Genomic DNA, 22,936 nt, shown 5'->3' with positions numbered 1-22,936 from the left:
GCGCGAATCGAAGTTATTTGCCCAGGTCAGCTGTGTGGTATTGGCATTCTCTTTTTTTGCAAGTACGTTATTCATCGATGGATAATACGGCCCACACTCCGTCTGGCATCCCGCTGCAGCCCGTCTACGGGCCGGCGGACGTGACCGCGGATCCTCCGCAGCCGGGGGAGTTCCCCTTCACCCGGGGCAACTTCGCGTCCGGCTATCGCGGCAAGCTCTGGACCTTCCGGCAATACTCGGGATTCGGCACCGCCGAGGAATCCAATCGCCGTTACCGCTACCTGCTCGAGCAGGGCGGGACCGGGCTGTCCGTGGCGCTCGACCTGCCCACCCAGTGCGGCTACGACTCCGACGACCCCGAGTTCGGCGAGGAGGTCGGCCGGGTCGGCGTCGCCGTGGACACCCTGGCCGACTTCGAGATCCTGTTCGACGGCATCCCGCTGGACAAGCTCAGCACGAGCATGACGATCAACGGAACGGCGGCGATCCTGTTGGCGTTCTACGTCGCCGCCGCCGAGAAGAAAGGGATACCGCGGGCGAAGCTCACCGGGACCATCCAGAACGACATCCTCAAGGAGTACGCCTCGCGCGGAACCTGGATCTGGCCGCCGGAGCCGTCGCTGCGGTTGATCGCCGACACCATCGAGTTCTGTGCGGCCGAGGTTCCGAGGTTCAACGCGATCTCGGTGGCCGGCGCGCACTTTCGCGACGCCGGGGCCAACGCCGTGCAGGAGATGGCGTTCACCCTGGCCGACGGGGTGACCTACTGCGACACGGTGGTGCAGCGCGGCCGCATGACGATCGACCAGTTCGCGCCGCAGATCTCGTTCTTCTTCTACACCCACGGCGACTTCTTCGAGGAGATCGCCAAATACCGTGCGGGACGGCGTCGTTGGGCGACGATCGTGCGGGAGCGCTACGGGGCGACGACGGACAAGGCGGCGATGTTCCGCTTCGGCTGCGTCTGCGGTGGCGCGTCGCTGTATGCGCCGCAGGCCCACAACAACATCGTCCGGGTGGCCTACGAGGCGATGGCCGCGGTGCTGGGCGGTGTCCAGTCGATGTTCACCGCGGCCTGGGATGAGCCCTTCGCCCTGCCCACCGAGGAAACCACCACGCTGGCGTTGCGCACCCAGCAGATCCTCGCCCACGAAACGGGAGTCGCCAGCGTCGCGGATCCGCTGGGCGGTTCCTACTTCGTCGAGGCGCTCACCGACGCCACCGAGGCGCGCATCGTCGAGATCATGTCCGACCTCGAGCGGCACGGCGGAATGGTCCAGGCGATCGAGGACGGTTACCTGCAGGGCCTGATCGCCGACGAGGCGTTCAAGGTCCACCAGGACATCGAATCCGGCGCGCGCCCGGTCGTCGGGGTCAACCGGTTCGTGACCGAGGAGCCGGAACACGACGTCGTCACCTACGAGCTCGACGCCGAAGGGCGTGATCTGCAGCTCAAGCGGCTGTCCAAGGTGAAGGCCGAAAGGGATTCGGCCGCAGTCGAATCCAGCCTGACGGCGCTGTCGCGTGCCGCCGCGGGGACCGACAACCTGATGCACAAGCTGATCGACTGCGCCAATGCCTACTGCACCGTCGGGGAGATGGTCTCCGCGCTCAAGGGAGTGTGGGGCGAATTCCAGCAACCGGTGGTGTTCTGATGGCCGCGCGGATTCTGGTTGCCAAGCCCGGCCTCGACGGGCACGACCGCGGCGCGAAGATCGTTGCCCGCACGCTGCGCGACGCCGGCTTCGAGGTCATCTACACCGGCATCCGGCAGCGCATCGAGGACATCGCGTCGATCGCCGTCCAGGAAGACGTCGCCGTCATCGGGCTGAGCATCCTGTCCGGTGCGCATCTGGCGCTCACCGCGCGCACTGTCGAGGCGCTGCGCGCCGCGGACGCCGCCGACATCGCCGTGGTCGTCGGCGGGACCATCCCGCACGCCGACGTGCCCAAACTGCTATCTGCCGGAGCCGCAGCGGTATTCCCGACCGGGACGGCGCTCGACGTGCTGGTGCGCGAGATCCGCGCGCTGACCGGAACTGCGGAACCTGAACAGAAAGAACCCGTTGTGGAGGAACAGTGCGCGTCGGAGTGATGATCGGCGCCGAGCGTGGCGATATGGCCCGCAAGGTGGAAAGGCTCGTCTCCGATATCGAGTGGGCCGAAGGCGCGGGGCTGGACACCGCGTGGATGCCGCAGGTGCCCAACGACTTCGACTGCCTGACCATGGTGTCACTGATGGCCGCGCACAGCTCGCGAATCGAGCTCGGCACCGCGGTGGTGCCGCTCCAGGCCCAGCATCCGATTGCCCTTGCCCGCCAGGCACTCTCGACGCATGCGGTGGCCGGGGGACGGTTGGCGTTGGGTGTGGGGCCGTCGCATCACTGGATCATCCGGGACATGCTCGGGTTGCCGTACGAGAAGCCGGCCGCGTACACCCGCGACTACCTGCAGGTGCTCAACGCCGCCGTCGCCGGCCCCGGACCGGTCGACGTCGAGAACGATTCGTTCACGGTGCACAACCCGACGGCCATCGGTGCCGACACCCCGATGCCGGTGCTGGTCGCCGCGCTGGGGCCGGTGATGCTGCAGATTGCCGGCGAACTCGCCGACGGCACCGTGCTGTGGATGGCCGACGAGCGCGCCATCGGCGAGCACATCGCGCCGAAGATCACCAAGGCCGCCGCGGATGCCGGTCGGCCGGCGCCGCGTGTCGTCGCGGGCATCCCGGTATGCCTTTGTCCGCCTGGACAAGTCGACGAGGCCAAGGAGCGGGCCAACCGCATCCTCGGCGAGGCCGAGGTGTCGCCCAATTACCAGCGCCTGCTCGACCGCGGCGACGCCCGCGATGTCGGCGACCTGTGCGCGGCGGGCGATTCGGAGGCGATCCTGGCCCGGATGCGCCGCTTCGCCGACGCCGGGGTGACGGACCTGTCGGTGCGGCTGCTGCCGATCGGCGACAACCGGGACGAGCTCGTCGCCTCCAAGCGGCGCACACGGGAGATGCTGGCCTCGCTCGCGGCGGAGTTGCGTTGACGGACAGCGCCGGTCCCTTGGCGGGGATACGCATCCTCGAGGTCGGCACCATGCTGGCCGGTCCGTACGCGACCATGCTGCTGGCCGACCTCGGCGCCGAAGTCATCAAGATCGAGCCGCGAGGCGGGGAGATCTCCCGCGGTGTCGGGGCCAGCTACTTCGCCAGCATCAACCGCAACAAGTCCAGCGTCACACTGGACCTGAATTCCGAAGCGGGACAGCGAAAGCTGGGTGAGCTGGCCGCCGAGTCCCACGCGCTGCTGGTGAACCTCAAGCCGTCGGCCATCCGGCGCCTCGGGCTCACCTACGACGCGCTGCGCCGGCACAATGAACGGATCGTCTGCGTGGCGATCACCGGATTCGGCCTCGACGGCGGCGACGACCCGGCCTTCGATTACGTAGTACAGGCGGGCGTCGGCATCGCCGCGCTGACCGGCGACCCGGACGGCCCGCCGACACTGCCCGGCTATTCCTCGGCCGACAACTCCACCGGAATGTGTGCGGCGCTGGGGCTTTTGGCCAAGGTCGTCTCCGGCACGGGCGGGCAGGTGGACGTGTCGCTGCGCGACGTGATGCTGTCGCAGCTCAACTACCACGCCTCCGCCTACCTCAACAACGGCGTCGAGCCGCAGCGCCGGCCCCACGGGGCGCATTCGTACTATGTCCCGGCGCAGCTGTTTCCGACCGCGGACGGATATCTCGCGCTGTTCATCACGCACGACGGCTTCTGGAAATCCTTTGCCACGGAAGCGGGCATCGGTGGTTTCGAGACCATGGCCGAGCGGGTGGCCCGGCGTGACGAGGTGCTCGGCGTCGTCACGTCGATGCTTGGCACCGACACCGCCGCCGGCTGGGAGCGGCGGCTGCGTCCCCTTGGCGTCCCGGCCGCCGCCGTTAGGACGCTGCCCGAGGCACTCAAAGCGACGCCGGAAGTGGTTGTCACGGCAGGCGATTTCCGGCTGGTCGGCAGCCCGATCCATGTTTCGGGCTATGAGCCCGAGTACCGGCCGCCGCCCGAGCTCGGCGAGGGCTAGTCTCAGCCGTTGAGGTGCGCTTCGGCGAGCTTGCGGAAGGCCGCCACCAGGCGGCTGCGGTCACCGGCGCGGGTCGCCAAGACGACGTGGCTCGGCTCGACGCCGTCGAGCGGGACCGTGGTGATATCCGGCCGCACGCTGTGGCCATGAACACCGGCGGTCACGGCCACCGCCTGCCCGGAGGCGATGAGTTCGAACTTGTCCTCGATCGCGTCGATGAACGGACCGTCGGGCGCGCGGCGCCCATCGGGGCGAGGATCGATGCGCCAGAAGGCACTCCAGGCCGGGTCGGAGTGCCGGACCCGCGGCATCGGCTCGTCCGCGATGTCGTCGAGGGTGACCGATTCCCGGCCCGCCAGGCGGTGGTCGACCGGTATCGCGAGCACCCGGGGCTCGTCGTAAAGGATGGTCACACGCAACTGGTCGGTGGGGAACGGCAGTCGGGTCACGACCGCGTCCACACGATGCTCGAGTAGCGCGTCGCGGGCCTCGTCCCAATCCAAATGCGTGACGTGGACATCGGCGTCGGGGTGCTCGCGGCGCATCTCGCGCACCGCCGGCGTGACGATCAGGCCCGCCGTGTAGCCGACGACGATGCGGCTGGGTTGCGCGGCGGCCCGCGCCTGCGCCGCGGCCTGGGCCGCCGCCCGCAACAGCGCCTTGGCGCGAGGCAGGAAGACCTCGCCCGCGTCCGTGAGCCGCGTGCCTTGCGGCGTGCGGTCCAATAACCGCGCGCCCACTTGCTGCTCCAGCCGGCGAATCTGGCGGCTCAGCGACGGCTGCGCCACCCGCAGCGCTGCGGCCGCCCGACCGAAGTGTCGGTGCTCGGCCACCGCAACGAAATATCCGACCAGTCGCAGGTCCAGGTCCACCGTTGGCGATGCCGAGTCCTTCATGCGCCCAGTGTAGTCAAGGCGTTGGCGTCAGCGGTTAACGATATCCACCGTGAAATGCGGTGATGCTCGAAATGCATCGCATCATATGAAAGAGGTCTTGGACGCTATCGGCGAGGTTGTCATTGACTTGATGGCGTCAACGGAAGGGGAAATTCCATGCACGTCTTTGTCACCGGCGCGACCGGACACATCGGTTCGGCCGTCGTCGCCGAACTCCTCGAAGCCGGTCATCAGGTCACCGGGTTGGCCCGCTCGGACGAGGGCGCTGCCGCGCTGACCGCGGCCGGGGCCACGGCGCGGCGGGGTGATCTCGACGATATCGATGGCTTGCGGGATGCGGCCGCGGCGGCCGACGGCGTCATTCACCTCGCCTTCAAACACGACTGGGACGACTTCGCCGGCGCCGCCGCGACGGATCTGCGGGCGGTCGACGCCATGGGGGACGTGCTTGCCGGTTCGGACCGGCCCTTCGTCATCACCTCGGGAACGCTGCTGCTCGCATTTGCCGCACCGGGGCGCCTCGCGACCGAAAACGACACACTGCCGGGCGGTCCCCGGATCGACTCTGAGAAGGCGGTGATCGCGTTGGCCGAACGCGGAGTGCGATCCTCGGTTATTCGGTTGTCCCCGTTGGTACACAGCGACCTGGACCACCACGGCTTCGCCCACCACCTGATCAACACCGCCCGCGAGACGGGGAAGTCCGCCTATATCGGCGACGGGGCCAACCGCTGGCCCGCGCTGCACACGCTGGACGCCGCGCACATGTACCGGCTGGCTCTCGAAAAGGCGCCTCCCGGAACGCGTTTGCACGGGGTTGCCGACGAAGGGGTGCCGTTCCGCGACGTCGCCGACGTCATCGCGCGCCATCTAAATGTGCCCGCGGTCAGCATTCCGGCCGAAGAAGCCGGTCACTTCGGCTTTCTCGCGCTCTTCGCGTCGCTGGACAACCCGACGTCGAGCGCCCTGACGCAGAAGGTGCTGGATTGGCAACCCGAGCGGCCGGGGTTGCTTGAGGATCTCGACGCCGGCCACTACTTCGGCGAATGAGCCACACCGTCGCTGAGGCCCGAGCGGCGCTGGGCCCGGTGGGCGTGTGCCTGCCGGTCTCATTCACCACCAGCCCGCACGCCGCTGAGCTGCGCGGGGCCGTTGGCCGGCTGGGACGCGCCGGGTACCGCGCCGTCTGGACGAATGAGGTGATCGGAAAGGACGCCCTGGTACAGCTCGCCATGCTGCTGTCGGCCTCCGAGCGGATGGTGTTCGGCACCTGCATCGCCAACATCTGGGCCCGGCCGGCGCAGACCATGCACGCCGCGGCCGCCCAACTGGCCCAGGCCTATCCGGACAGGCTGGTGCTCGGGTTGGGGGTCGGCTATCCCGAGCAGGCGGCAAGCGTCGGCCAGGAGTTCGGCAGCCCGCTGGCCACCATGCGCGACTACGTGAGCCGGATGGACAGCCCCACCTGGCCGCCGGCGCCCGACGCGGCCTATCCGCGGATCGTCGCCGCCAACGGACCGAAAATGCTTGCGCTGGCAGGTGATATCGCCGACGGCGCGCTGCCGGCCGGGCAGCCTCCGGACTTCACAGCGCACGCTCGGCGGTCGCTAGGGCCGGACAAGCTTTTAGTTGTCGGACTGTCCATGGGCGCCGAAGCCGAGCCGGCGGCCGTCGCCGCACAAGTGCGGGAGCACCTGGCGGCCGGTGCCGATCACGTGGCGCTTCTACCGCCCATCGGCATCGAATTCGCCTCGGGCATACAACAACTCGAAAACCTGGCTCCGGTGCTGACCGAACGGGGTTAGCCGCCGCACTCGGTGGTCGTCTCGAGCAGTCGCGGGACCGGCGCCGGATCCAACTGCAGCGCATCGGACATGTGCAGCTGACCCGCGTTGGCAATCATGTTGTCCAAGATGGCCTGCAGGTCGTCGCCCTCGAGTTCGTAGATGGCGACATACGGGCCCTGCCCGTCAACCGGCCGCAGCCGGCGTGCCCCGACGATTCCGTCGAGCGCCAAAAGCTCAGGCAGATGAACCTCGTCGTACCAGGTGTTGTACTCCTGCTCGCGATCGGGCGAGCTCGGCCGGCTCTCGACATACATGATGCCCTTGGCCATCGCGACCGCCTCTCTGGTGACTACTCGTAGCGCACCGTGACCGAATCCGTGTCGGGTACGCCCTGGCACGTCAGAATGTAGCCCTCGGCGATTTCGTCCTCTTCCAGAGCGTCGTTGGCCCGCATGGTCGCGTGGCCCTCGATGAGCCGTGCCATGCACGTGCCGCAGTTGCCCGCCTCGCAACTGAACGGGGGTTCCAGGCCCGCCCGCCTCGCGCTTTCCAACAAGGTTTCGCCGGGGACCAGCGGGACCGAAACCTTCTTGCGGTCGAGGTGAATCGTCACCGTGCCGGGCTCGGCGCCGTTGTTCGGTGCGGGATCTGTCACCCGTGGAGTCTCCTCGATGATCGTGGTGACCGTCGCCATGACCGCCCTCTCACATTTGCATTCTTCAGTATAGAGAATACTATTCTCACAGAGCGATAGGGTCTTCTCAAGCCATTGGACAGCTGGAAGGAACGGGGACGTGACCGAACCGCCAGCGCTCGTGTTCGAGGAACGGCGATTCAGCCTGCCTCAGCTCGACGCGTTGGCCGCCGGGCTGGCCGCGACGCTGACGAAAAGGGGTCTAATCGCAGGTCAGCGCGTCGCGGTCATGGCGTCCAACCGTCCGGAATTCGTGGCCGTCGTGCTGGCGATCTGGCGGCTGGGTGCCAGCGCGGTCCTCATCAGCCCCGCGTGGCGGCGCGACGAAGTGGACCACGCGCTGGGGATCACCGGCCCGGCGCACGCCGTCGGCGACCACCCGGTGCTAGCCGGCCTGATGCCGATGCTGCACCTGGACGAGCCGGCCCCGACGGGGGAGCCGCCGGCCGGGTCGCCGCCGCCGCACGCCGACGCGGTGCTGGTGTTCAGTTCCGGGACCACCGGTCTGCCGAAGGCCGTGCGCCACACCCACGCGGGTTTGGGGGAGGCCGTGGGGCACTGGCGCGCGGCGCTGCAGCTGACGCGACGCGACCGGATTCAGGTCGCTACACCGCCGTCACACATCCTCGGCCTGCTCAACATCCTCACCGCGCTGCGGACCGGCGCCCGGATGCGGCTGCATCCGCGATTCGACGTCGACCGGATGCTGCAGACGATCGAAGAGGACCGCATCACAGTCGAGATGGCCGTCGCTCCCATCGCGCTGGCCATCGCGTCGCACCGCCGGCTGGAAACCTACGACCTGTCGTCGCTTCGCTTCATCATGTGGGGAGCGACGCCGGTCAGCCCCAGCGTCGCGGAGACCGTGACCCGGAGGACCGGCGTTGGTTGGGTCCCCGCCTACGGCACCACGGAATTGCCCGTGATCGCGTGTAATCCGTTGCAGGGGGCGCGACTTGACTCGGTCGGGCATCCGGTTCCGGGGGTAAAGCTGCGGATCGTCTCGTTGGAGACCGGCCGGCCCGTCGGCCCGGGCGAGGTTGGCGAGATCCAGGCGCGGTCGACGTCGTTGATGGCCGGCTACCTGCCCGCCGTGGCGACCGCCGAGGCGATCCGCGACGGCTGGTATCGCACGGGGGACGTCGGCTGGCTCGACGGCGCCGGTTGGCTGCGGATCACCGACCGCCTCAAAGAGATGATCAAGGTGCGCGGCTTTCAGGTCGCGCCCGCCGAGATCGAGAAGGTGTTACACGGCCATCCGGCGGTCAGAGACTGCGCGGTGTTCGGCGTTCCCGACGGCATCAACGGCGAGGCGATCGTCGCAGCCGTCGCCGCGTGCGCGCCCGTCGACCCATCCGATCTCACCGCCCGGGTGGACGAGAAGCTAGCGTCCTACAAACACCTGAGCCGCATCGTGTTCGTGGACGATATTCCGCGCCTGCCCTCGGGCAAGGTGCTGCGACGAGTGCTGAAGGAGTCTTATGGATGTACGTCTGACAGCTGAACAGCAGCAGCTCCGCGACGCCGCCGCCAAACTGGCCGACGATCTCGGGCCCGGAGCGGTCCAGGATCTCGACGACCCGAGCCGAATCGCGCGGCTGGACAAGCAGATTGAGACGACCGGGTGGCGGTCCCTGCGCTCCGACGGCGCCTCCGGCGTCGAAGTGGCCATCGTCGCCGAGGAATTCGGGCGCCGATTGGTCGACGCACCGTTCCTCGGTCCCGTGCTGGCCGACGACCTGGCGCGACACGTCGGTGCCGAAAGCTTGGGTTCGACCGTCGCGGTGGATGACCGGGTGATCGACGCCCGGGGTGCGCGGCGCGCCCTGTCCCTGTCCGGCACCGCGGTCCTGGCCGCCGACGTGGCGGCCACCCGCGCCGGCGCCGACCTGACCCGCGCCGAGGCCGACGCGGCGGGATCACCGACGACGCTGGGTGAGGTGTCGTCCGACGTGGCGGGGCGGTGGCTGGCGCTCGCGCTGGTCACCACGTCCGCGGACCTGGTCGGCATCGCGCGGGGCGCGCACGCGGTCGCGTGCGATTACGCCAAGATTCGCGAACAGTACGGCAAGACGATCGGTTCCTACCAGGCGATCGCACACCTGCTGGCCGAAAGCCTGGCGCTGATCGAAGGCTCGGTGAGCGTGTTGCGCCACGCCGCCTGGGCGGTGGACGAACTCACGCCGGTCGAGGCCATCCGGGCCGCGCAGGTAGCCAAGGTGTACTGCGCGCGCGCCACCCTCACCGTCTGCGAGACCGCGGTGCAGGTGCACGGCGGCATCGGCAACACCTGGGAATGCATCGCCCATGTCTATCTGCGCCGCGCGCTGGCATCGACCGAACTGTGGCCCGTCACGTGTAAGGAGATCGACTTTGGACTTTCGTGATTCGCCCGACGAGGCCGCCTTCCGCGAGCGCCTGCGGTCGTGGCTTGCGTTGCACGCCAAGGAATATTCCGGCTCCGGCGACGAGTACTGGGAGCGCATGGCCGACTGGCACCGGGCCCTCTACGACAACGGCTTTTTCGGCCTGTCCTGGCCCCGTGACTACGGCGGCCAGGAATTGGCACCCGTCTACGACGTCATTGTCGACGAGGAGCTGGTGCGCGCCGGCGCGCCGCCCCGCCCCAGCGTCGGCTACCTGGTTTTCGGCATCGGCCGCCACGGAAGCGACGAGCTGCGGAAGCGCTTTCTGCCCGGCATCATCAACGGCACCGAGCGCTGGTGCCAGGGCTTCTCCGAGCCCGGCGCCGGCTCGGATCTGGCATCGCTGACCACCACCGCCACGCTCGAGGGCGACACCTATGTGGTTCACGGGCACAAGATTTGGACCAGCTACTCCGATGTGGCGGACTGGTGTCTGCTGTTGGCCCGCACGGACCCCGACGCCAAACGCCACCGCGGCCTGTCGGCGTTCGTGCTCAACATGAAACAGCCTGGCGTGCAACAGCGCCCGTTACGGATGATGAACGGCGTCACCAACGAATTCGGGCAGGTGTTCTTCGACGGTGCCACGGTGCCCGCGGATCGGATGGTGGGTGCCCCCGGGGAGGGCTGGGCCGTCGCCATGACGGTCGTCGGCCACGAGCGGGAGCCCTCCACGCTGGGTTACGCCGCGCGATACGGCAAGCTGGTCCGAAACCTGTTCGCGCGGAACGCAGGCCCGGTTCCCGAAGAGCTCGCGTGGGCGGCGGTCGAGTCGGAGATGCTGACGCACCACGTCCGGCGGCGGCTATCCGAGCAGCTGGACGGGGTCTCGCACGGCCCGGAAGGATCGCTGGACAAGCTGCTGATGACCTGGGTCGAGCAATCGGTGGGGCACGCCGCGCTGGCGGTCGCCGGCACCCGCGATGCGGACCTGCTCAGCGCCTATCTATACAGTCGCGCCCAGAGCGTGATGGGCGGAACGTCACAGATACAGAAGAACATCATCGCCTCGCGAATCCTCGGATTGGGAGTCTGAATGTACGACATGCCAAGCGAAATCGACGTGCGCGCCGACGGGGCGTTGCGGATCGTCACCCTGAACCGCCCGGACGACCTCAACGCGGTCAACGACAACCTGCACGTCGGGCTCGCGCGGCTGTGGCAGCGAATGACCGACGATCCGGGGGCCCGCGCGGCGGTGCTGACCGGCAGTGGCAAGGCGTTTTCGGCTGGCGGGGATTTCGCGTATCTGCAGGAACTGTCCCAAGACGCCGACCTGCGCGCCAAGACCATCCGGGACGGACGCGAGATCGTGCTGGGGATGGCGCGTTGCCGAATTCCCGTGGTGGCGGCCGTCAACGGGCCGGCCGTCGGGCTCGGCTGCAGCCTGGTCGCGCTGAGCGACATCGTCTACATCGCCGAGAACGCCTTCCTCGCCGACCCGCACGTCCAGGTGGGCCTGGTGGCCGCCGACGGCGGACCGCTGACGTGGCCGCTGCACATCAGCCTGCTGCTGGCCAAGGAGTACGCGCTGACCGGCACCCGCATCAGCGCGCAGCGCGCCGTCGAACTGGGACTGGCCAACCACGTGGCGGCGGACCCCGTCGCCGAGGCAATCGCCTGCGCCGAAAAGATTTTGGAACTGCCCCAGCAGGCGGTCGAGAGCACCAAGCGGGTCCTCAACATTCACTTGGAGCGCGCGGTTCTGGCCAGCCTGGATTATGCGCTTTCGGCCGAGCACCAGTCGTTCACCACCGAGGATTTCCGGTCGATCGTCGCCAAGCTGAACGCCGGCAAGAACTGACCGCACGGCCGCGAGCCGAACCACACTGCGAATTTCGGCCGGTTATTTCGCAGTGCGGTTAGGCTCGCGGCGCTTCGATCGACCGCAGGAAGTCGCGCATGACTTGGTCGAACCGGTCGGGCTCCTCGATGAACGGCATGTGCGCGCTCGACTCGAACAGCTCGAACCGCGAACCCGGTATGCGCCGGTGCATTTCCCATGCGTGTTCCGGCACGCACTCGTCGTACCTGCCCGCGACGACCAGGGTCGGCAACGAGATCTCGGGCAACCGGTCGAACACGTCCCAGTTCCGGATGGTCCCGACGATGTGAAAGTCGCTGGGGCCGAACATCGTCTCGAAGATCTCTGTTCCCATGGTCCGGAACGCGTCCTCGAGCTCGCCGGGCCAGGGACGCACGCGGCACAGGTAGGTTTCGTTCCAGGTGCGGATGGCGGCCTGGTATTCGGCGGAGTAGGTGGTGCCGGCCGCTTCATGGCGGTCGATGGCGGATTGAGTTGACGGGTCGAGCTCGGATTTCAAGCGCGCAACCATCTTCGAGAACTCGGGTATCGACGCGATGCTGTTGGAGATGGTCAGGCTGGCCGCCCCGGATGTCACCTCGAGCGCGTACTGCTGCGCCAGCATTCCGCCCCAGGAGTTGCCGAAGATGTGAAAGTGGTTCAGCCCCAGTCCCCTTACCACGGCATCCATCTCGGCGACCGCACGCTCCATCGTCCAAAGACCGGGGTCGGATGGACGTTCGGAATTCCCGCAACCCAGCTGATCCCAGAAGACGACTTCCCGCTCGTCGGCCAACCGCTCCAGCGAGCGTAGGTAGCTGTGCGGCAAGCCGGGTCCACCGTGAACGACGAGCAGCGGGCGGCCCGCGCCGCCACCGACTCGCTTGAACCACACGCTGCCGCCCGGGACCGCGATCGTTCCCTGAGTCATCCACCCACCTTCGCAAATCCGTGCCTTCGGCGCTTGCCGAGCAGACGCAGAATCGCACGATCCGCAGCGACTACGTGCGATTCTGCGTCTGCTCGCGACCGGTGGTGCTCCGGCTCGCGAGGGGTGCCGTTGTTGCAACTCCGACTCTCGGAATGCGAGAATAAGGTTCTCGCTAATGTGCGGGGGCTCCCGTCCGCACTGCGCTTGTCGAATTGGAGAAGACCTGTGCCCGAAGCCGTCATCGTCTCCGCCCTGCGGACCCCCATCGGCACCGCCCGCAAGGGGACGCTGCGCGACACCAGCGCGTTCGACCTCGCGCACCACGTGCTCAGCGAAGCCGCGAAAGAGCTGGACCCGGCCCACGTCGACGACGTGATCCTCGGCGAGGGCCTCTACGGTGGCGGAGTGGTCGCGCGCCACGCGGCCATCACGGCGGGCCTGCCCCAGGTGCCGGGCCTGGCCAACAACCGGCACTGCGCGGCCGGTCAGGCGGCGGTGCAGAGCGCGGCGGCGAGTGTGCGAGCCGGGATGGACCAGCTCGTCATCGCCGGCGGCGTGAACTCGGCGTCGACCTCCCCGCGGTCGCGAATGCAGGTCGACGGGGAATGGGTCGACTGGTTCCCGCCGACCCACCCGGACCGGCCCGACGCACCGAACATGGACATGTCGATCACCGTCGGCTGGAACGCAGCGGTCAAGGCGGGCGTGAGCCGCGAGGAGATGGACGTGTGGGCGCTGCGGTCGCACCGCAACGCCATCGCGGCGATCGACGAGGGGCGCTTCAAGGAGGAGATCGTCCCGATCGAGACGCCGCACGGGCTGTTCTCGGTCGACGAGCACCCGCGCCGCGACACCACCATGGAGAAACTGGCGGCGCTCAAGCCGCTGCATCCGGAGATCGAGGGCTTCTCGATCACCGCCGGGAACGCCTGCGGCGCCAACGACGGTGCGGCCGTGCTGACCATCGCGAGCGACGCCCTCGGCCTGCCCGCGCTGGCCACCGTGCGGTCCTGGGCGTCCGTCGGCGTCGATCCGGCCATCACCGGCTTGGCGCCCGTCGATGCCATACCGAAAGCGCTTGCCCGCGCGGGGCTTTCGATCTCCGATGTGGACCTGTTCGAAATCAACGAGGCCTTCGCGGCGATGTGCGTGGCCACCATCAAGCTGCTCGACCTGGACCCCGACAAGGTCAACGTCAGCGGCAGCGGCTGCTCGCTCGGACACCCAGTTGCCGCAACAGGGGCCCGGATGCTGGTCACGCTGGTGCACGAATTGCGCCGCCGCGGTGGCGGAATAGCGGTGGCGGCCATGTGCGCGGGCGGCGGAATGGGTTCCGCGACGGTCATCGAGGTCGCTGCGCCATAATGCGCACATGACGATCGCCGACCTGATCGCGGGAGCGCGCAACGGATCTCCGCGCGCGGCGGGTCGGCTGCTCAGCCTCGTCGAAGGCGACCGCCGGGACGAGGTGCTGGCGAGCATCGGGCCCGCGACCGCGCTCAAGGTCCGCGTCATCGGCATCACCGGACCGCCGGGCGCCGGCAAGTCGACGACCGTCGGCGCCCTGGTCGGCGCCTACCGCGAACGGGGGAGCCGGGTGGCCGTGCTCGCCGTGGACCCGTCGTCGCCGTTCAGCGGCGGCGCGCTGCTGGGCGACCGGATCCGAATGACCGCGCATATCAACGACTCCGACGTCCTGATTCGCTCGGTGGCGACCCGCGGTCACGTCGGCGGGCTGGCCGCCGCGGTTCCGGCGGCCATCCGGCTGCTGGGCGCCATCGGGTACGACGTGGTGTTGCTGGAGACCGTGGGTGTGGGGCAGTCGGAGATCGAAATCGCCGCCGTTGCCGACCCGACCATCGTCATCCTCAATCCGGGGGCGGGGGACGCGGTGCAGGCGGCCAAGGCCGGCGTGCTCGAAGTCGCCGACATCGTGGCGGTCAACAAGGCCGACCGCGAGGGCGCCCAACAGACGGTGCGGGATCTGCGCGCCGAGACCAACGCCCCGATCGTCAGCCTCATCGCCGCCCGGGGCGAGGGCGTCGCCGATCTGGTGGCCGCCATCGAAGATCACCACCGCAGCGACAGCCGCGAGCGCCGGTTGGCGCGGGCCCGGGCGCAGATCCTGTCGATGGCGCAAACGCGGCTGCGGTCCCAGCAGGGTCTCGACCGGCTGGCCGAGGCGGTGGTCGACGGCCACGATGATCCGTACACGGCGGCCGAAAAGCTGCTTTCTTCGCCGACCGAACAAGGCGGCTAACGACCGGCCTCTTGCTTTGCTCGGCATCGCTGTGTTGCATGAACCCATGACACGTTCCGCCGATGAGCTGGTAACCGAATTCTGCAAACGCTGGGCGTCCCCGCAGCCGGACGAGCTGGCCGCGTACTTCACCGAAGACGCCGTCTACCACAACATCCCGATGGATCCGGTGCGCGGCCGCGAGGCGATCAGGGAATTCATCGCGGGGTTTCTCGCGGCGTTCGATGGCATCGACTTCAACGTGCACCGGCAGGTCAGCGACGGCACTTGGGTGATGAACGAGCGCACGGACGTGATGCGCCGCAAGGACGGCGGGACGTTCCCCTTGCCGGTGATGGGCGTCTTCGAGGTGCACGACGACCGGATCGTCGCGTGGCGCGACTACTTCGACATGGCCGCCATCACGAGCGCGTTCGGGGTTTAGCAATTAGCTACTGAAGGTCGACCGATTTCCCGGTTGCCGCCGCGTGACCCGCGCGATAACCGAAAACCATTGCCGGGCCGATGGTTCCACCGGCACCGCCGTAGGCCCGGCCGGTCACACCGCCCATCGCATTGCCCGCGGCGAACAAGCCCGGTATCGGGTCGCCACCGACGTGCAGGACGCGGGCGTCGGCGTCGGTGCGCGGGCCGCCCTTGGTGCCCATGGCGCCGATGCGCACCGGCACGGCGTAGTAGGGCGCGGTGTCGATCGGGCCGAGGGTCTTGCCGGCGAGCGTGGTGGCGCTGTCGTCGCCCCAATAGCCGTCGTACGCGCTGGAACCGCGTCCGAAGTCCGGATCCGCGCCCGCGGCGACATGGCGGTTCCAGTCCGCGACGGTGCGGCTGAGGCCGTCGGCGTCGATGCCGGTCTTCGCGGCCAGTTCGGCGAGGTCTGCCGATTCGCAGAACCAGTCCGGGACCGCTTGCCCGGGCGCGATACCCAGGAACCCATACCGCTGCAGGTGGACCGAGTCGAACACCATCCACCCGCGATCGTTGACGTATCCCCCTCGGGGGTCGAGGTACTGGAACGCGCCGGCCATCGAGTTGTAGTCGGATGCTTCGTTGACGAACCGGCGCCCGGCCGAGTTGACGATGATGCTCCTCGGGCGGGTGCGTTCCAGGCGGACGCTGCGGCTTCGCGGCTTTCCCTCGATGGTGTCGCCCGGGATCTGCACGATCGGCACCCACCAGGCTTCGCCCATGTTGGCCAGATCCGCTCCCTGCGACATCGCCATGCGCAGCCCGTCGCCGGTGTTGTACGGCGGCGAGACGGCGCCGTGCATGGGGCCGCGCAGAAACGCTTGTGTCAGCACCGGATCCCATTCGAAGCCGCCCGTCCCCAGGATGACTCCGCGGCGGGCGCGCACGCGGATGGTCCGTTCAGGCAAGGCGACCCGGACGCCGATGATCTCACCGGCATCGGCGATGAGCTGGTCGGCGCGGGCGTCGACGTGGATCGTCGCGCGGGCCTCCAGCACGCCGCCCAGAAGGCCGGCGATCAGTGCGGCACCGGCGACGCACAGGTTGCCGGGTTGTTCGTCGGCCGCCGCATCCAGGCGGGCCGCGTGCAAGCGGGCCAGGGTCTCGGCGTCAAAACCCACATTGGAAAAGTCGATCGGGAACGCCGTGATCCGAGTGCCCCACTCGCCCAATCGATTCAGGTCGAACGGAGCCGGGATGTGCGACCGGCCACCGCCGGGCTGCCCTCCAGGCAACTCGGGCCGGTAGTCGGGAAACCCGGTGGCAATCTCGAAGTGAAGCTTGCTGTTCGCTTCGACGAAGTCGAGCATCCGCGGGCCGGTCCGCACGAATGTCTCGACCAAGGCGTCGTCCATCGCGCCAAGGGACTGCGCGCGCAGGTAGCGCAACGCGTCCGCCACCGTCAATTCCCCATCGGGAGAACGGTTATGGGCGGGAATCCACACGACGCCGCCGGACACGGCGGTGGTGCCGCCAACCGTGGAGGCCTTCTCGAACACCTCGACGGACGCGCCGGCCACCGCCGCCGTCAGCGCCGCGGTGAGTCCGGCGCCTCCGCTGCCGAGCACGGCGACATCGACTTCACGGTCCCATGACATGGATGGTTATCCCTTCAGCTCCGTGGCTAGCTCAACAGCTCCGCCAACTGCTTTGCGGCGGTGATTACCGCGTCTTTGCCGCGCATCACGACATCCTCACGGTGCGAGATGAGGTTGATACAGGTCGGCGGCGACGGCGGCGGGCGGTTGACCGGGACCGCCAAACCGTATGTGTTCGGCTCGATTTCGCCGTAGGTGATCACCCAACCGCACTCCCGAGTCTTGGTCACCAGCTCTCGCTCGCCCGGGCGCGGTGGCATGTTCGCGAGCAAGGCGATTCCCGCGGCACCGCGGTCCAGCGGATATCGACTGCCCTCGTGGAAGGACAGTTGGTAAGCGACATGACTGGGGACGATCACCGCGATCGCCACCTGCTGGTCGCCCTCGGCGATGAGCAGCGACACCGTGGTGCTCAGGTCGTCGGCCAACGCGCGCAGGATCGGCAGGCTGACCTGACGCACGTTGCGGTCGAACGACGCACCGAGCACCGCCAGGCCGGCCGCCGGGCGGTAGCGCCCGTCCTCGCCTTTGGCCACCAACCGAAACTCGGTGAGCGTGGAAAGCAGTCGATAGGCGATCGTGCGGTGCACCCCGAGTTGGTCGGCCAGCTGCTGCACGGTCAGCCCGTTCGGCGAATCGGCCACCATGTGCAGCGCCGTGAGCCCCCTGGCCAGCGTCTGGGAGCCCGTCATGACCTTGACATACCCCCATCCGAGAGCGAAGCTCTATAGATAACGCACATCAGTGTGCGATATTAGCACACGACGTAGGCCAAAGACGAGAACAATATTTCCGACCCAGCTGGCGTGAGAGGGACCGTGGCGGAATTCGAGAGCATATGGAGCGATCTCCAGGGTGTCGCGTTTTCGCAGGGCTACCTCCATGCCGGCGGAGTGCGCACCCGCTACCTGCGCGCCGGCGATTCCGGCAAGCCGGTGCTGATGTTCCTGCACGGATCCGGTGGCCACGCGGAGGCCTACGTCCGGAACCTCGCGGCGCACGCCGAGCACTTCTGGACCTGGTCCATCGACATGCTGGGCCATGGTTATACCGACAAACCGGGCCACCCGCTTGAGGTCGCCCACTACGTCGACCACCTGATGGAGGTGCTGAACGCCATCGGGGTCGACCGCGCCAGCGTCAGCGGTGAATCGCTGGGGGGCTGGGTCGCCGCGCGAGCCGCCATCGACCACCCCGACGCGGTGGACCGACTGGTCCTCAACACCGCCGGCGGCTCCCAGGCCGATCCGGAGGTGATGCAGCGGATCATCACGCTGTCCATGGCCGCCGCTGAGAACCCGACCTGGGAAACGGTCCAAGCGCGGATCAAATGGCTGATGGCCGACAAGTCCAAGGATTACGACGACCTGGTCGCCAGCCGCCAACGGGTATACCGCCAAGCAGGATTCGTCGACGCCATGCGCGACATCATGGCCCTGCAGGATCCCGAGATCCGCGCCCGCAACATCATCGGACCGGAAGAATACGGTTCGATCACCGCGCCCACGCTGGTGCTGTGGACCAGTGACGATCCGACCGCCGACGTGACCGAGGGCCGCCGCATCGCGTCGATGATTCCCAACGCGCGCTTCGAGCTGATGCCCGGCTGCGGTCACTGGCCGCAGTATGAGGACGCCAAGACCTTCAACCGCCTACATCTCGACTTCCTGCTGGGCCGCTGATGGCGGCTGTCGAGCGGGACGCACCGGGGGTCGATGTCGAGGTTCTCGTCGTCGGCGCCGGTCCGGTGGGGCTGACACTCGCCAATATCCTTGGCCTGCAAGGCGTCCGCACGCTGGTGGTCGACGAACGGGCATCGCTCATCGACTATCCGCGCGGTGTCGGGCTGGACGACGAGGGGTTGCGCACCTTCCAGTCGATCGGCCTGGTCGACCGCATCCTGCCGCACACCGTGCCCAACCAAATCCTTCGTTTCGTCGACGCCAAGCGTCGCGTGCTCGCCGAAATGGCCCCTCCCGATGCGTGTTTCGGCTGGCCGAAGCGCAACGGGTTCGTTCAGCCGCTCGTCGACGCCGAATTGCTGCGCGGTCTGGACCGGTTCGACCACGTCGAGGTGCGGTGGGAGCGGCCGATGACGGCCTGCCGGCAAGACGGCGACGCGGTCACCGTCGAGCTGGGTGGCGATGCGTCCCCGGTGCGGGCCCGCTACGTCGTCGGGTGCGACGGTGGCCGCAGCATGACCCGGCGCATGATGGGCGTGTCGTTCGACGGGACGACCTCCTCGACGCGCTGGCTGGTGGTCGACGTCGCCAACGATCCGCTCGGCCACCCGAACAGCGAGGTGGGCGCCGACCCGGAACGCCCGTACGCCTCGATCTCGATCGCGCACGGAATTCGCCGCTTCGAGTTCATGATTCACGGCGACGAGTCAGACGAGCAGGCCGAGGATCCGGCCTTCCTGCGCCAGATGCTGTCGCGGATGGTGCCGCACCCCGACCGGGTCGACGTGATCCGGCGCCGCGTCTACACCCATCACTCGCGGATCGCGGGCGCGTTCCGTTCGGGCCGGCTGCTGCTGGCCGGAGACGCCGCGCACCTGATGCCGGTGTGGCAGGGGCAGGGCTACAACAGCGGGATTCGGGACGCGTTCAATCTGGGCTGGAAGCTTGCCGCGGTGGTGCGCGGCCTGGCGGACGACAGGTTGCTGGACACCTACGACATCGAGCGCCGCAAGCACGCGCGGGCGATGATCGACCTGTCCACCATGGTCGGCCGCGCCATCTCCCCGACCAATCGCCGGGTGGCCGGTCTGCGCGATGTCCTGGTGCGGTCGGCGTCAATCGTGCCTTCGCTCAAGCGGTATGTGCTCGAAATGCGGTTCAAGCCGATGCCGCGTTACGACCAGGGGGCCGTCGTACACACGGACCCCGGCCGCGCCGACTCGCCGGTCGGCACCCTGTTCATTCAGCCCAAGGTCGACACCCGTACCAAGCGGGATGTGCTGCTGGACGACGTGCTGGGCGACTGGCTGGCCGTGGTGTGCTGGAACAACAACCCGCGCAAGATCCTCGGCGACGTGGCGTTCGAAAGCTGGAAAGCCCTGGGCGCCAGATTCTTTGCGCTGCGCCCGGCGACCCAGCTGCACTGGGAAGGCCACGACGATCCCGATGTCGTGATCGTCGGGGACCGCAACGGCGGACTGAAGGCGTGGTTCGACACCCACCAGGAATCGGTGCTGTTTCTGCGGCCCGATCGGTGCATCGCCGGTGCGTGCATCGCCCAGCGCGCACCGGAACTGAGCGCCCGCCTTTTCGAGGCGCTCGCCCTCAAGCCGGAGGGGGGTGATTTGCCAAGTGGCACTGGCTCTGTGCTGTATGTCGCACAGCCCGCTGCTGAATCTTCCGGGGCCGTCGCGGGACCTGCTTGACGACATCGAAGCCGCGATCGTCCAGGCGCGCGAGTTTGTGCGGGCCTACCGGCCCGACCTCGTGGTGACATTTTCCCCGGACCATTTCAACGGGTTCTTCTACAAGGTGATGCCGCCGTTCTGCATCGGCACGAGTGCCAACGGCGTGGGGGACTACGGTACCCACGCTGGGCCGCTGGACGTCCCGGAAGACCTTGCCAACGAATGCGCCGAAGCGGTTCTGGGCGCCGGGGTCGACGTGGCCGTGTCGGTCAGCATGGACGTCGATCACGGCACCGTCCAGCCGCTGGAGAAGCTCTTCGGCCACGCCACCGCGCGACCCGTGATACCGATCTTCCTCAACGCGGTCGCCGCGCCGCTCGGGCCGTTGCACCGGTGCCGGGCGCTGGGTACCGCGGTGGGCAACTACCTGGCCACCCTGGACAAGCGGGTCCTGCTGCTGGGATCCGGGGGACTTTCCCACAGCCCCCCGGTGCCGACGCTGGCCACCGCGCCCGCGCCGGTGCGCGAGCGGATCGTGCATGGCCGGCCGATGACGCCGGAGCAGCGACGGGCCCGGCAGCTCGCCGTGATCGACGCGGCCAAAAGCTTCGCGGCCGGTGCGGGTGGGCTGCAACCGCTCAACCCGGCGTGGGACCACCGATTCCTCGAGATCCTGGACAGCGGAAGGCTTTCCGATCTCGATCAGTGGTCCAACTCGTTCGTGGCCCACGAGGGGGGCAGCTCCGCGCAAGAGATCAGAACGTGGGTCGCGGCGTTTGCGGCCCTGGAGGCCGCCGGGCCGTACCGGACGACGCTGCAGTACTACAAACCGGCTCCCGAGCTGATCGCCGGTTTCGCCATCCGGACGGCGGTGCCGAAATGACGTCCTCGTTCTCGGGCACCGCCGGCGTCTTCGACCACATCGTCGACGTGCTCGTCGTCGGCTCCGGCGGCGGCGGCATGACGGCGGCGCTGACCGCGCACGCGTCCGGGCTGGACGCCCTGGTGGTGGAGAAGTCCTCGCACTTCGGAGGTTCGACCGCCCTTTCGGGCGGGGGTATCTGGGTTCCCGGTGCGCCGGCGCAGCGCAGGGAGGGCTACGCGCCGTCGCCCGAAGGGGTCGTCGAGTACCTGCGGCAGATCACCGACGGGCTGGTCGACGAAGCGCGAATACGCCAGTACGTCGATTCGGCGCCGCGGATGCTCGAGTTCCTCGAGAACCTCTCGAGCTGGTTCGAATTCGTCTGGAAGCCTGGCTATGCCGATTACTACCCGGAGCTGCCCGGCGGCTCCGAGTTGGGCAGCACCATCAATGTGCCCCCCCTCGACCTGCGCAAGCTGGGGCCCGACGAGCAGACGCTGCTGCAGCCGTTGGCGCTCGCCCCCAAGGGAATCTGGCTGGGTCCCAAGGAGCTACGGACCTTCTACCGGATCCGGCAGTCATGGGCCGGCAAGGGCGTGGTGTTGAAGCTGATCGCGCGGATGGTCAGGGCCAGGGTTTTCGGCGAACGGATGGCGGCGATCGGACAGTCACTGGCCGCCCGGCTCAGGCTGGCCATGCGGGAACGCGGGATCCCACTGTGGCTGGACTCGCCGCTGGTGGAATTGCTCACCGACGCGCGCGGCGCGGTGACCGGGGCGGTGGTGGAGAGGGACGGCGCCACCCAGCGGGTCGGTGCGCGACGGGGGGTCATCCTGGCCTCCGGCGGCTTCGACCACGACCTCGCCTGGCGCAAAGAACAACTGCCGGTCATCGAGCAGGATTGGAGTTTCGGCAACCCCGCCGCGATGGGCGACGGCATCCGAGCGGGCGAGAAGGTCGGCGCCGCAACCGAACTGCTGGACGAGGCATGGTGGTTCCCGGCGATCCAGTGGCCCGACGGGCGGATGCAGTTCATGCTCAACGAACGCATGATGCCCGCGCAGTTCATCGTCAACGGCGACGGGAAGCGCTTCATCAACGAGGCGGCGCCCTATATGGATTTCGGCCACGCCATGATCGACGGCCAGAAGTCGGGGGTGACCCACATCCCGTGCTGGCTCATCACCGATCACCGGTCGTTCAATCGCTATGTCGTCGGTGGCCATGTCCCGATACCGAAAATTCCCGGCGCGCCGGTCCCCACCGGCCGCAAGGTTCCCGCCGCCTGGCTGGAATCGGGCGTAGTCAAAGCGGCTACGACGTGGGACGAAATGGCCGCCGAGATAGGAGTGCCGGCACATCAACTTTCCGAAACCGCAAGCCGCTTCAACGAACTCGCGCGCCAGGGGCACGACGACGATTTCAACCGCGGCGACAGCGTCTACGACAACTACTACGGCGATCCGACCTTGCCCAACCCGAACCTGTATCCGCTGGGCAAGCCGCCGTACTACGCATTCCGGATCGTCCTGGGTGACCTGGGCACTTCTGGTGGCCTGCGCGTCGACGAACACGCCCGCGTGCTGCGGCCCGACGGCACCGCGGTGCCGGGGCTCTACGCGGTCGGCAACACGTCGGCGCCGGTGATGGGCCGCAGCTATGCCGGCGCCGGGGCGACCATCGGCCCGGCGATGACGTTCGGCTACGTGGCCGCCAAACACCTTGCGGCCCAACCTGGCAAATAGACCCCTTAAACCCATATGGGAGGTAATC

At 68.1% G+C, this 22,936-nt stretch carries 23 protein-coding genes; 17 read left to right on the top strand and 6 right to left on the bottom strand.

What is annotated here, in order from left to right; all coding sequences use genetic code 11:
- The first annotated feature begins 77 nt into the window (after positions 1-77).
- Genes AC5Y2S_RS01135 through AC5Y2S_RS01120 form a run of 4 tightly spaced genes read left to right on the top strand, consistent with a single transcriptional unit; the run spans position 78 to position 4,070 of the window.
- On the top strand, positions 78-1,655 hold the full coding sequence (locus AC5Y2S_RS01135; RefSeq protein ID WP_499953276.1) for a methylmalonyl-CoA mutase family protein: 1,578 nt from the start codon (positions 78-80) through the stop codon (positions 1,653-1,655).
- Positions 1,655-2,095 carry a cobalamin-dependent protein gene (locus tag AC5Y2S_RS01130; RefSeq protein ID WP_499953275.1) on the top strand — a complete coding sequence of 147 codons (441 nt, stop codon included), beginning with the start codon at positions 1,655-1,657 and terminating at the stop codon, positions 2,093-2,095. Before AC5Y2S_RS01135 ends, AC5Y2S_RS01130 begins: the two co-directional genes overlap by 1 nt.
- Positions 2,080-3,036: an LLM class F420-dependent oxidoreductase gene (locus AC5Y2S_RS01125; RefSeq protein ID WP_499953273.1), complete on the top strand. Its 957-nt coding sequence runs from the start codon at positions 2,080-2,082 to the stop codon at positions 3,034-3,036. The genes AC5Y2S_RS01130 and AC5Y2S_RS01125 overlap by 16 nt, the downstream gene beginning before the upstream one ends.
- On the top strand, positions 3,033-4,070 hold the full coding sequence (locus AC5Y2S_RS01120; RefSeq protein WP_499953272.1) for a CaiB/BaiF CoA transferase family protein: 1,038 nt from the start codon (positions 3,033-3,035) through the stop codon (positions 4,068-4,070). Before AC5Y2S_RS01125 ends, AC5Y2S_RS01120 begins: the two co-directional genes overlap by 4 nt.
- Before the next feature lie 2 nt (positions 4,071-4,072).
- Here AC5Y2S_RS01120 and AC5Y2S_RS01115 read toward each other — a convergent pair whose 3' ends face one another.
- Positions 4,073-4,966 carry a LysR family transcriptional regulator gene (locus AC5Y2S_RS01115; protein WP_499953270.1) on the bottom strand — a complete coding sequence of 298 codons (894 nt, stop codon included), beginning with the start codon at positions 4,964-4,966 and terminating at the stop codon, positions 4,073-4,075.
- Positions 4,967-5,122: 156 nt separating this feature from the next.
- Between AC5Y2S_RS01115 and AC5Y2S_RS01110 the strand changes: the two genes are divergently transcribed.
- Both AC5Y2S_RS01110 and AC5Y2S_RS01105 read left to right on the top strand, forming a co-directional pair.
- Positions 5,123-6,016 (top strand): SDR family oxidoreductase, encoded by an 894-nt coding sequence (locus AC5Y2S_RS01110; RefSeq protein ID WP_499953269.1) that lies wholly within the window; start codon positions 5,123-5,125, stop codon positions 6,014-6,016.
- Entirely contained in the window at positions 6,013-6,771 is a 759-nt protein-coding gene (locus AC5Y2S_RS01105) for an LLM class flavin-dependent oxidoreductase (RefSeq protein WP_499953268.1), read from the top strand. Before AC5Y2S_RS01110 ends, AC5Y2S_RS01105 begins: the two co-directional genes overlap by 4 nt.
- On the opposite strand, the gene AC5Y2S_RS01100 is transcribed toward AC5Y2S_RS01105, so the two are convergent.
- Positions 6,768-7,082 (bottom strand): hypothetical protein, encoded by a 315-nt coding sequence (locus AC5Y2S_RS01100; RefSeq protein WP_499953266.1) that lies wholly within the window; start codon positions 7,080-7,082, stop codon positions 6,768-6,770. The genes AC5Y2S_RS01105 and AC5Y2S_RS01100 overlap by 4 nt on opposite strands.
- A 20-nt stretch (positions 7,083-7,102) precedes the next feature.
- Positions 7,103-7,447: a 2Fe-2S iron-sulfur cluster-binding protein gene (locus tag AC5Y2S_RS01095; RefSeq protein WP_499953265.1), complete on the bottom strand. Its 345-nt coding sequence runs from the start codon at positions 7,445-7,447 to the stop codon at positions 7,103-7,105.
- Positions 7,448-7,547: 100 nt separating this feature from the next.
- On the opposite strand from AC5Y2S_RS01095, the gene AC5Y2S_RS01090 reads away from it, so the two are divergent.
- The 4 genes from AC5Y2S_RS01090 to AC5Y2S_RS01075 are packed head-to-tail and all read left to right on the top strand — an operon-like array spanning position 7,548 to position 11,677.
- Positions 7,548-8,951 (top strand): class I adenylate-forming enzyme family protein, encoded by a 1,404-nt coding sequence (locus AC5Y2S_RS01090; protein ID WP_499953264.1) that lies wholly within the window; start codon positions 7,548-7,550, stop codon positions 8,949-8,951.
- Positions 8,929-9,834: an acyl-CoA dehydrogenase family protein gene (locus AC5Y2S_RS01085; protein WP_499953262.1), complete on the top strand. Its 906-nt coding sequence runs from the start codon at positions 8,929-8,931 to the stop codon at positions 9,832-9,834. The genes AC5Y2S_RS01090 and AC5Y2S_RS01085 overlap by 23 nt, the downstream gene beginning before the upstream one ends.
- Positions 9,821-10,909, top strand: coding sequence for an acyl-CoA dehydrogenase family protein (locus AC5Y2S_RS01080; RefSeq protein ID WP_499953261.1), 1,089 nt, complete (start codon positions 9,821-9,823; stop codon positions 10,907-10,909). Before AC5Y2S_RS01085 ends, AC5Y2S_RS01080 begins: the two co-directional genes overlap by 14 nt.
- Positions 10,910-11,677 (top strand): enoyl-CoA hydratase/isomerase family protein, encoded by a 768-nt coding sequence (locus tag AC5Y2S_RS01075; protein WP_499953260.1) that lies wholly within the window; start codon positions 10,910-10,912, stop codon positions 11,675-11,677.
- A 58-nt stretch (positions 11,678-11,735) separates the two neighbouring features.
- Here the strand turns inward: AC5Y2S_RS01075 and AC5Y2S_RS01070 are convergent, their stop codons facing one another.
- Complete coding sequence (locus tag AC5Y2S_RS01070) at positions 11,736-12,608, bottom strand: proline iminopeptidase-family hydrolase (RefSeq protein WP_499953258.1); 873 nt, start codon at positions 12,606-12,608, stop codon at positions 11,736-11,738.
- Positions 12,609-12,833: 225 nt separating this feature from the next.
- On the opposite strand from AC5Y2S_RS01070, the gene AC5Y2S_RS01065 reads away from it, so the two are divergent.
- Genes AC5Y2S_RS01065 through AC5Y2S_RS01055 form a run of 3 tightly spaced genes read left to right on the top strand, consistent with a single transcriptional unit; the run spans position 12,834 to position 15,292 of the window.
- Entirely contained in the window at positions 12,834-13,973 is a 1,140-nt protein-coding gene (locus AC5Y2S_RS01065; protein ID WP_499953256.1) for a thiolase family protein, read from the top strand.
- A gap of 7 nt (positions 13,974-13,980) precedes the next feature.
- Entirely contained in the window at positions 13,981-14,868 is an 888-nt protein-coding gene (gene meaB / locus AC5Y2S_RS01060) for a methylmalonyl Co-A mutase-associated GTPase MeaB (protein WP_499953254.1), read from the top strand.
- 46 nt (positions 14,869-14,914) lie between these two features.
- The gene (locus tag AC5Y2S_RS01055) at positions 14,915-15,292 is read left to right on the top strand and encodes a nuclear transport factor 2 family protein (protein ID WP_499953252.1); all 378 of its coding nucleotides are present in this window, start codon (positions 14,915-14,917) and stop codon (positions 15,290-15,292) included.
- A 7-nt stretch (positions 15,293-15,299) separates the two neighbouring features.
- Here AC5Y2S_RS01055 and AC5Y2S_RS01050 read toward each other — a convergent pair whose 3' ends face one another.
- Together AC5Y2S_RS01050 and AC5Y2S_RS01045 are read right to left on the bottom strand one after the other, a co-directional pair.
- A complete protein-coding gene (locus AC5Y2S_RS01050) occupies positions 15,300-16,931 on the bottom strand; it encodes an FAD-dependent oxidoreductase (RefSeq protein ID WP_499953251.1) in 1,632 nt (543 codons plus the stop codon).
- Positions 16,932-16,957: 26 nt separating this feature from the next.
- A complete protein-coding gene (locus AC5Y2S_RS01045; RefSeq protein ID WP_499903617.1) occupies positions 16,958-17,623 on the bottom strand; it encodes an IclR family transcriptional regulator in 666 nt (221 codons plus the stop codon).
- A gap of 126 nt (positions 17,624-17,749) precedes the next feature.
- Between AC5Y2S_RS01045 and AC5Y2S_RS01040 the strand changes: the two genes are divergently transcribed.
- Genes AC5Y2S_RS01040 through AC5Y2S_RS01025 form a run of 4 tightly spaced genes read left to right on the top strand, consistent with a single transcriptional unit; the run spans position 17,750 to position 22,908 of the window.
- Complete coding sequence (locus AC5Y2S_RS01040) at positions 17,750-18,613, top strand: alpha/beta fold hydrolase (RefSeq protein WP_499953249.1); 864 nt, start codon at positions 17,750-17,752, stop codon at positions 18,611-18,613.
- Positions 18,613-20,319: a bifunctional 3-(3-hydroxy-phenyl)propionate/3-hydroxycinnamic acid hydroxylase gene (locus AC5Y2S_RS01035; protein WP_499953248.1), complete on the top strand. Its 1,707-nt coding sequence runs from the start codon at positions 18,613-18,615 to the stop codon at positions 20,317-20,319. Before AC5Y2S_RS01040 ends, AC5Y2S_RS01035 begins: the two co-directional genes overlap by 1 nt.
- Positions 20,267-21,184 carry a 3-carboxyethylcatechol 2,3-dioxygenase gene (locus tag AC5Y2S_RS01030; RefSeq protein WP_499953247.1) on the top strand — a complete coding sequence of 306 codons (918 nt, stop codon included), beginning with the start codon at positions 20,267-20,269 and terminating at the stop codon, positions 21,182-21,184. The genes AC5Y2S_RS01035 and AC5Y2S_RS01030 overlap by 53 nt, the downstream gene beginning before the upstream one ends.
- Positions 21,181-22,908 (top strand): FAD-binding protein, encoded by a 1,728-nt coding sequence (locus AC5Y2S_RS01025; RefSeq protein ID WP_499953245.1) that lies wholly within the window; start codon positions 21,181-21,183, stop codon positions 22,906-22,908. Before AC5Y2S_RS01030 ends, AC5Y2S_RS01025 begins: the two co-directional genes overlap by 4 nt.
- Positions 22,909-22,936 lie beyond the last annotated feature (28 nt).

This window comes from Mycobacterium sp. NGS69 (assembly GCF_059812165.1).
The sequence above is the reverse complement of the archived record's forward strand: the minus strand, read 5'-3'. Positions and strand labels throughout refer to the sequence as shown.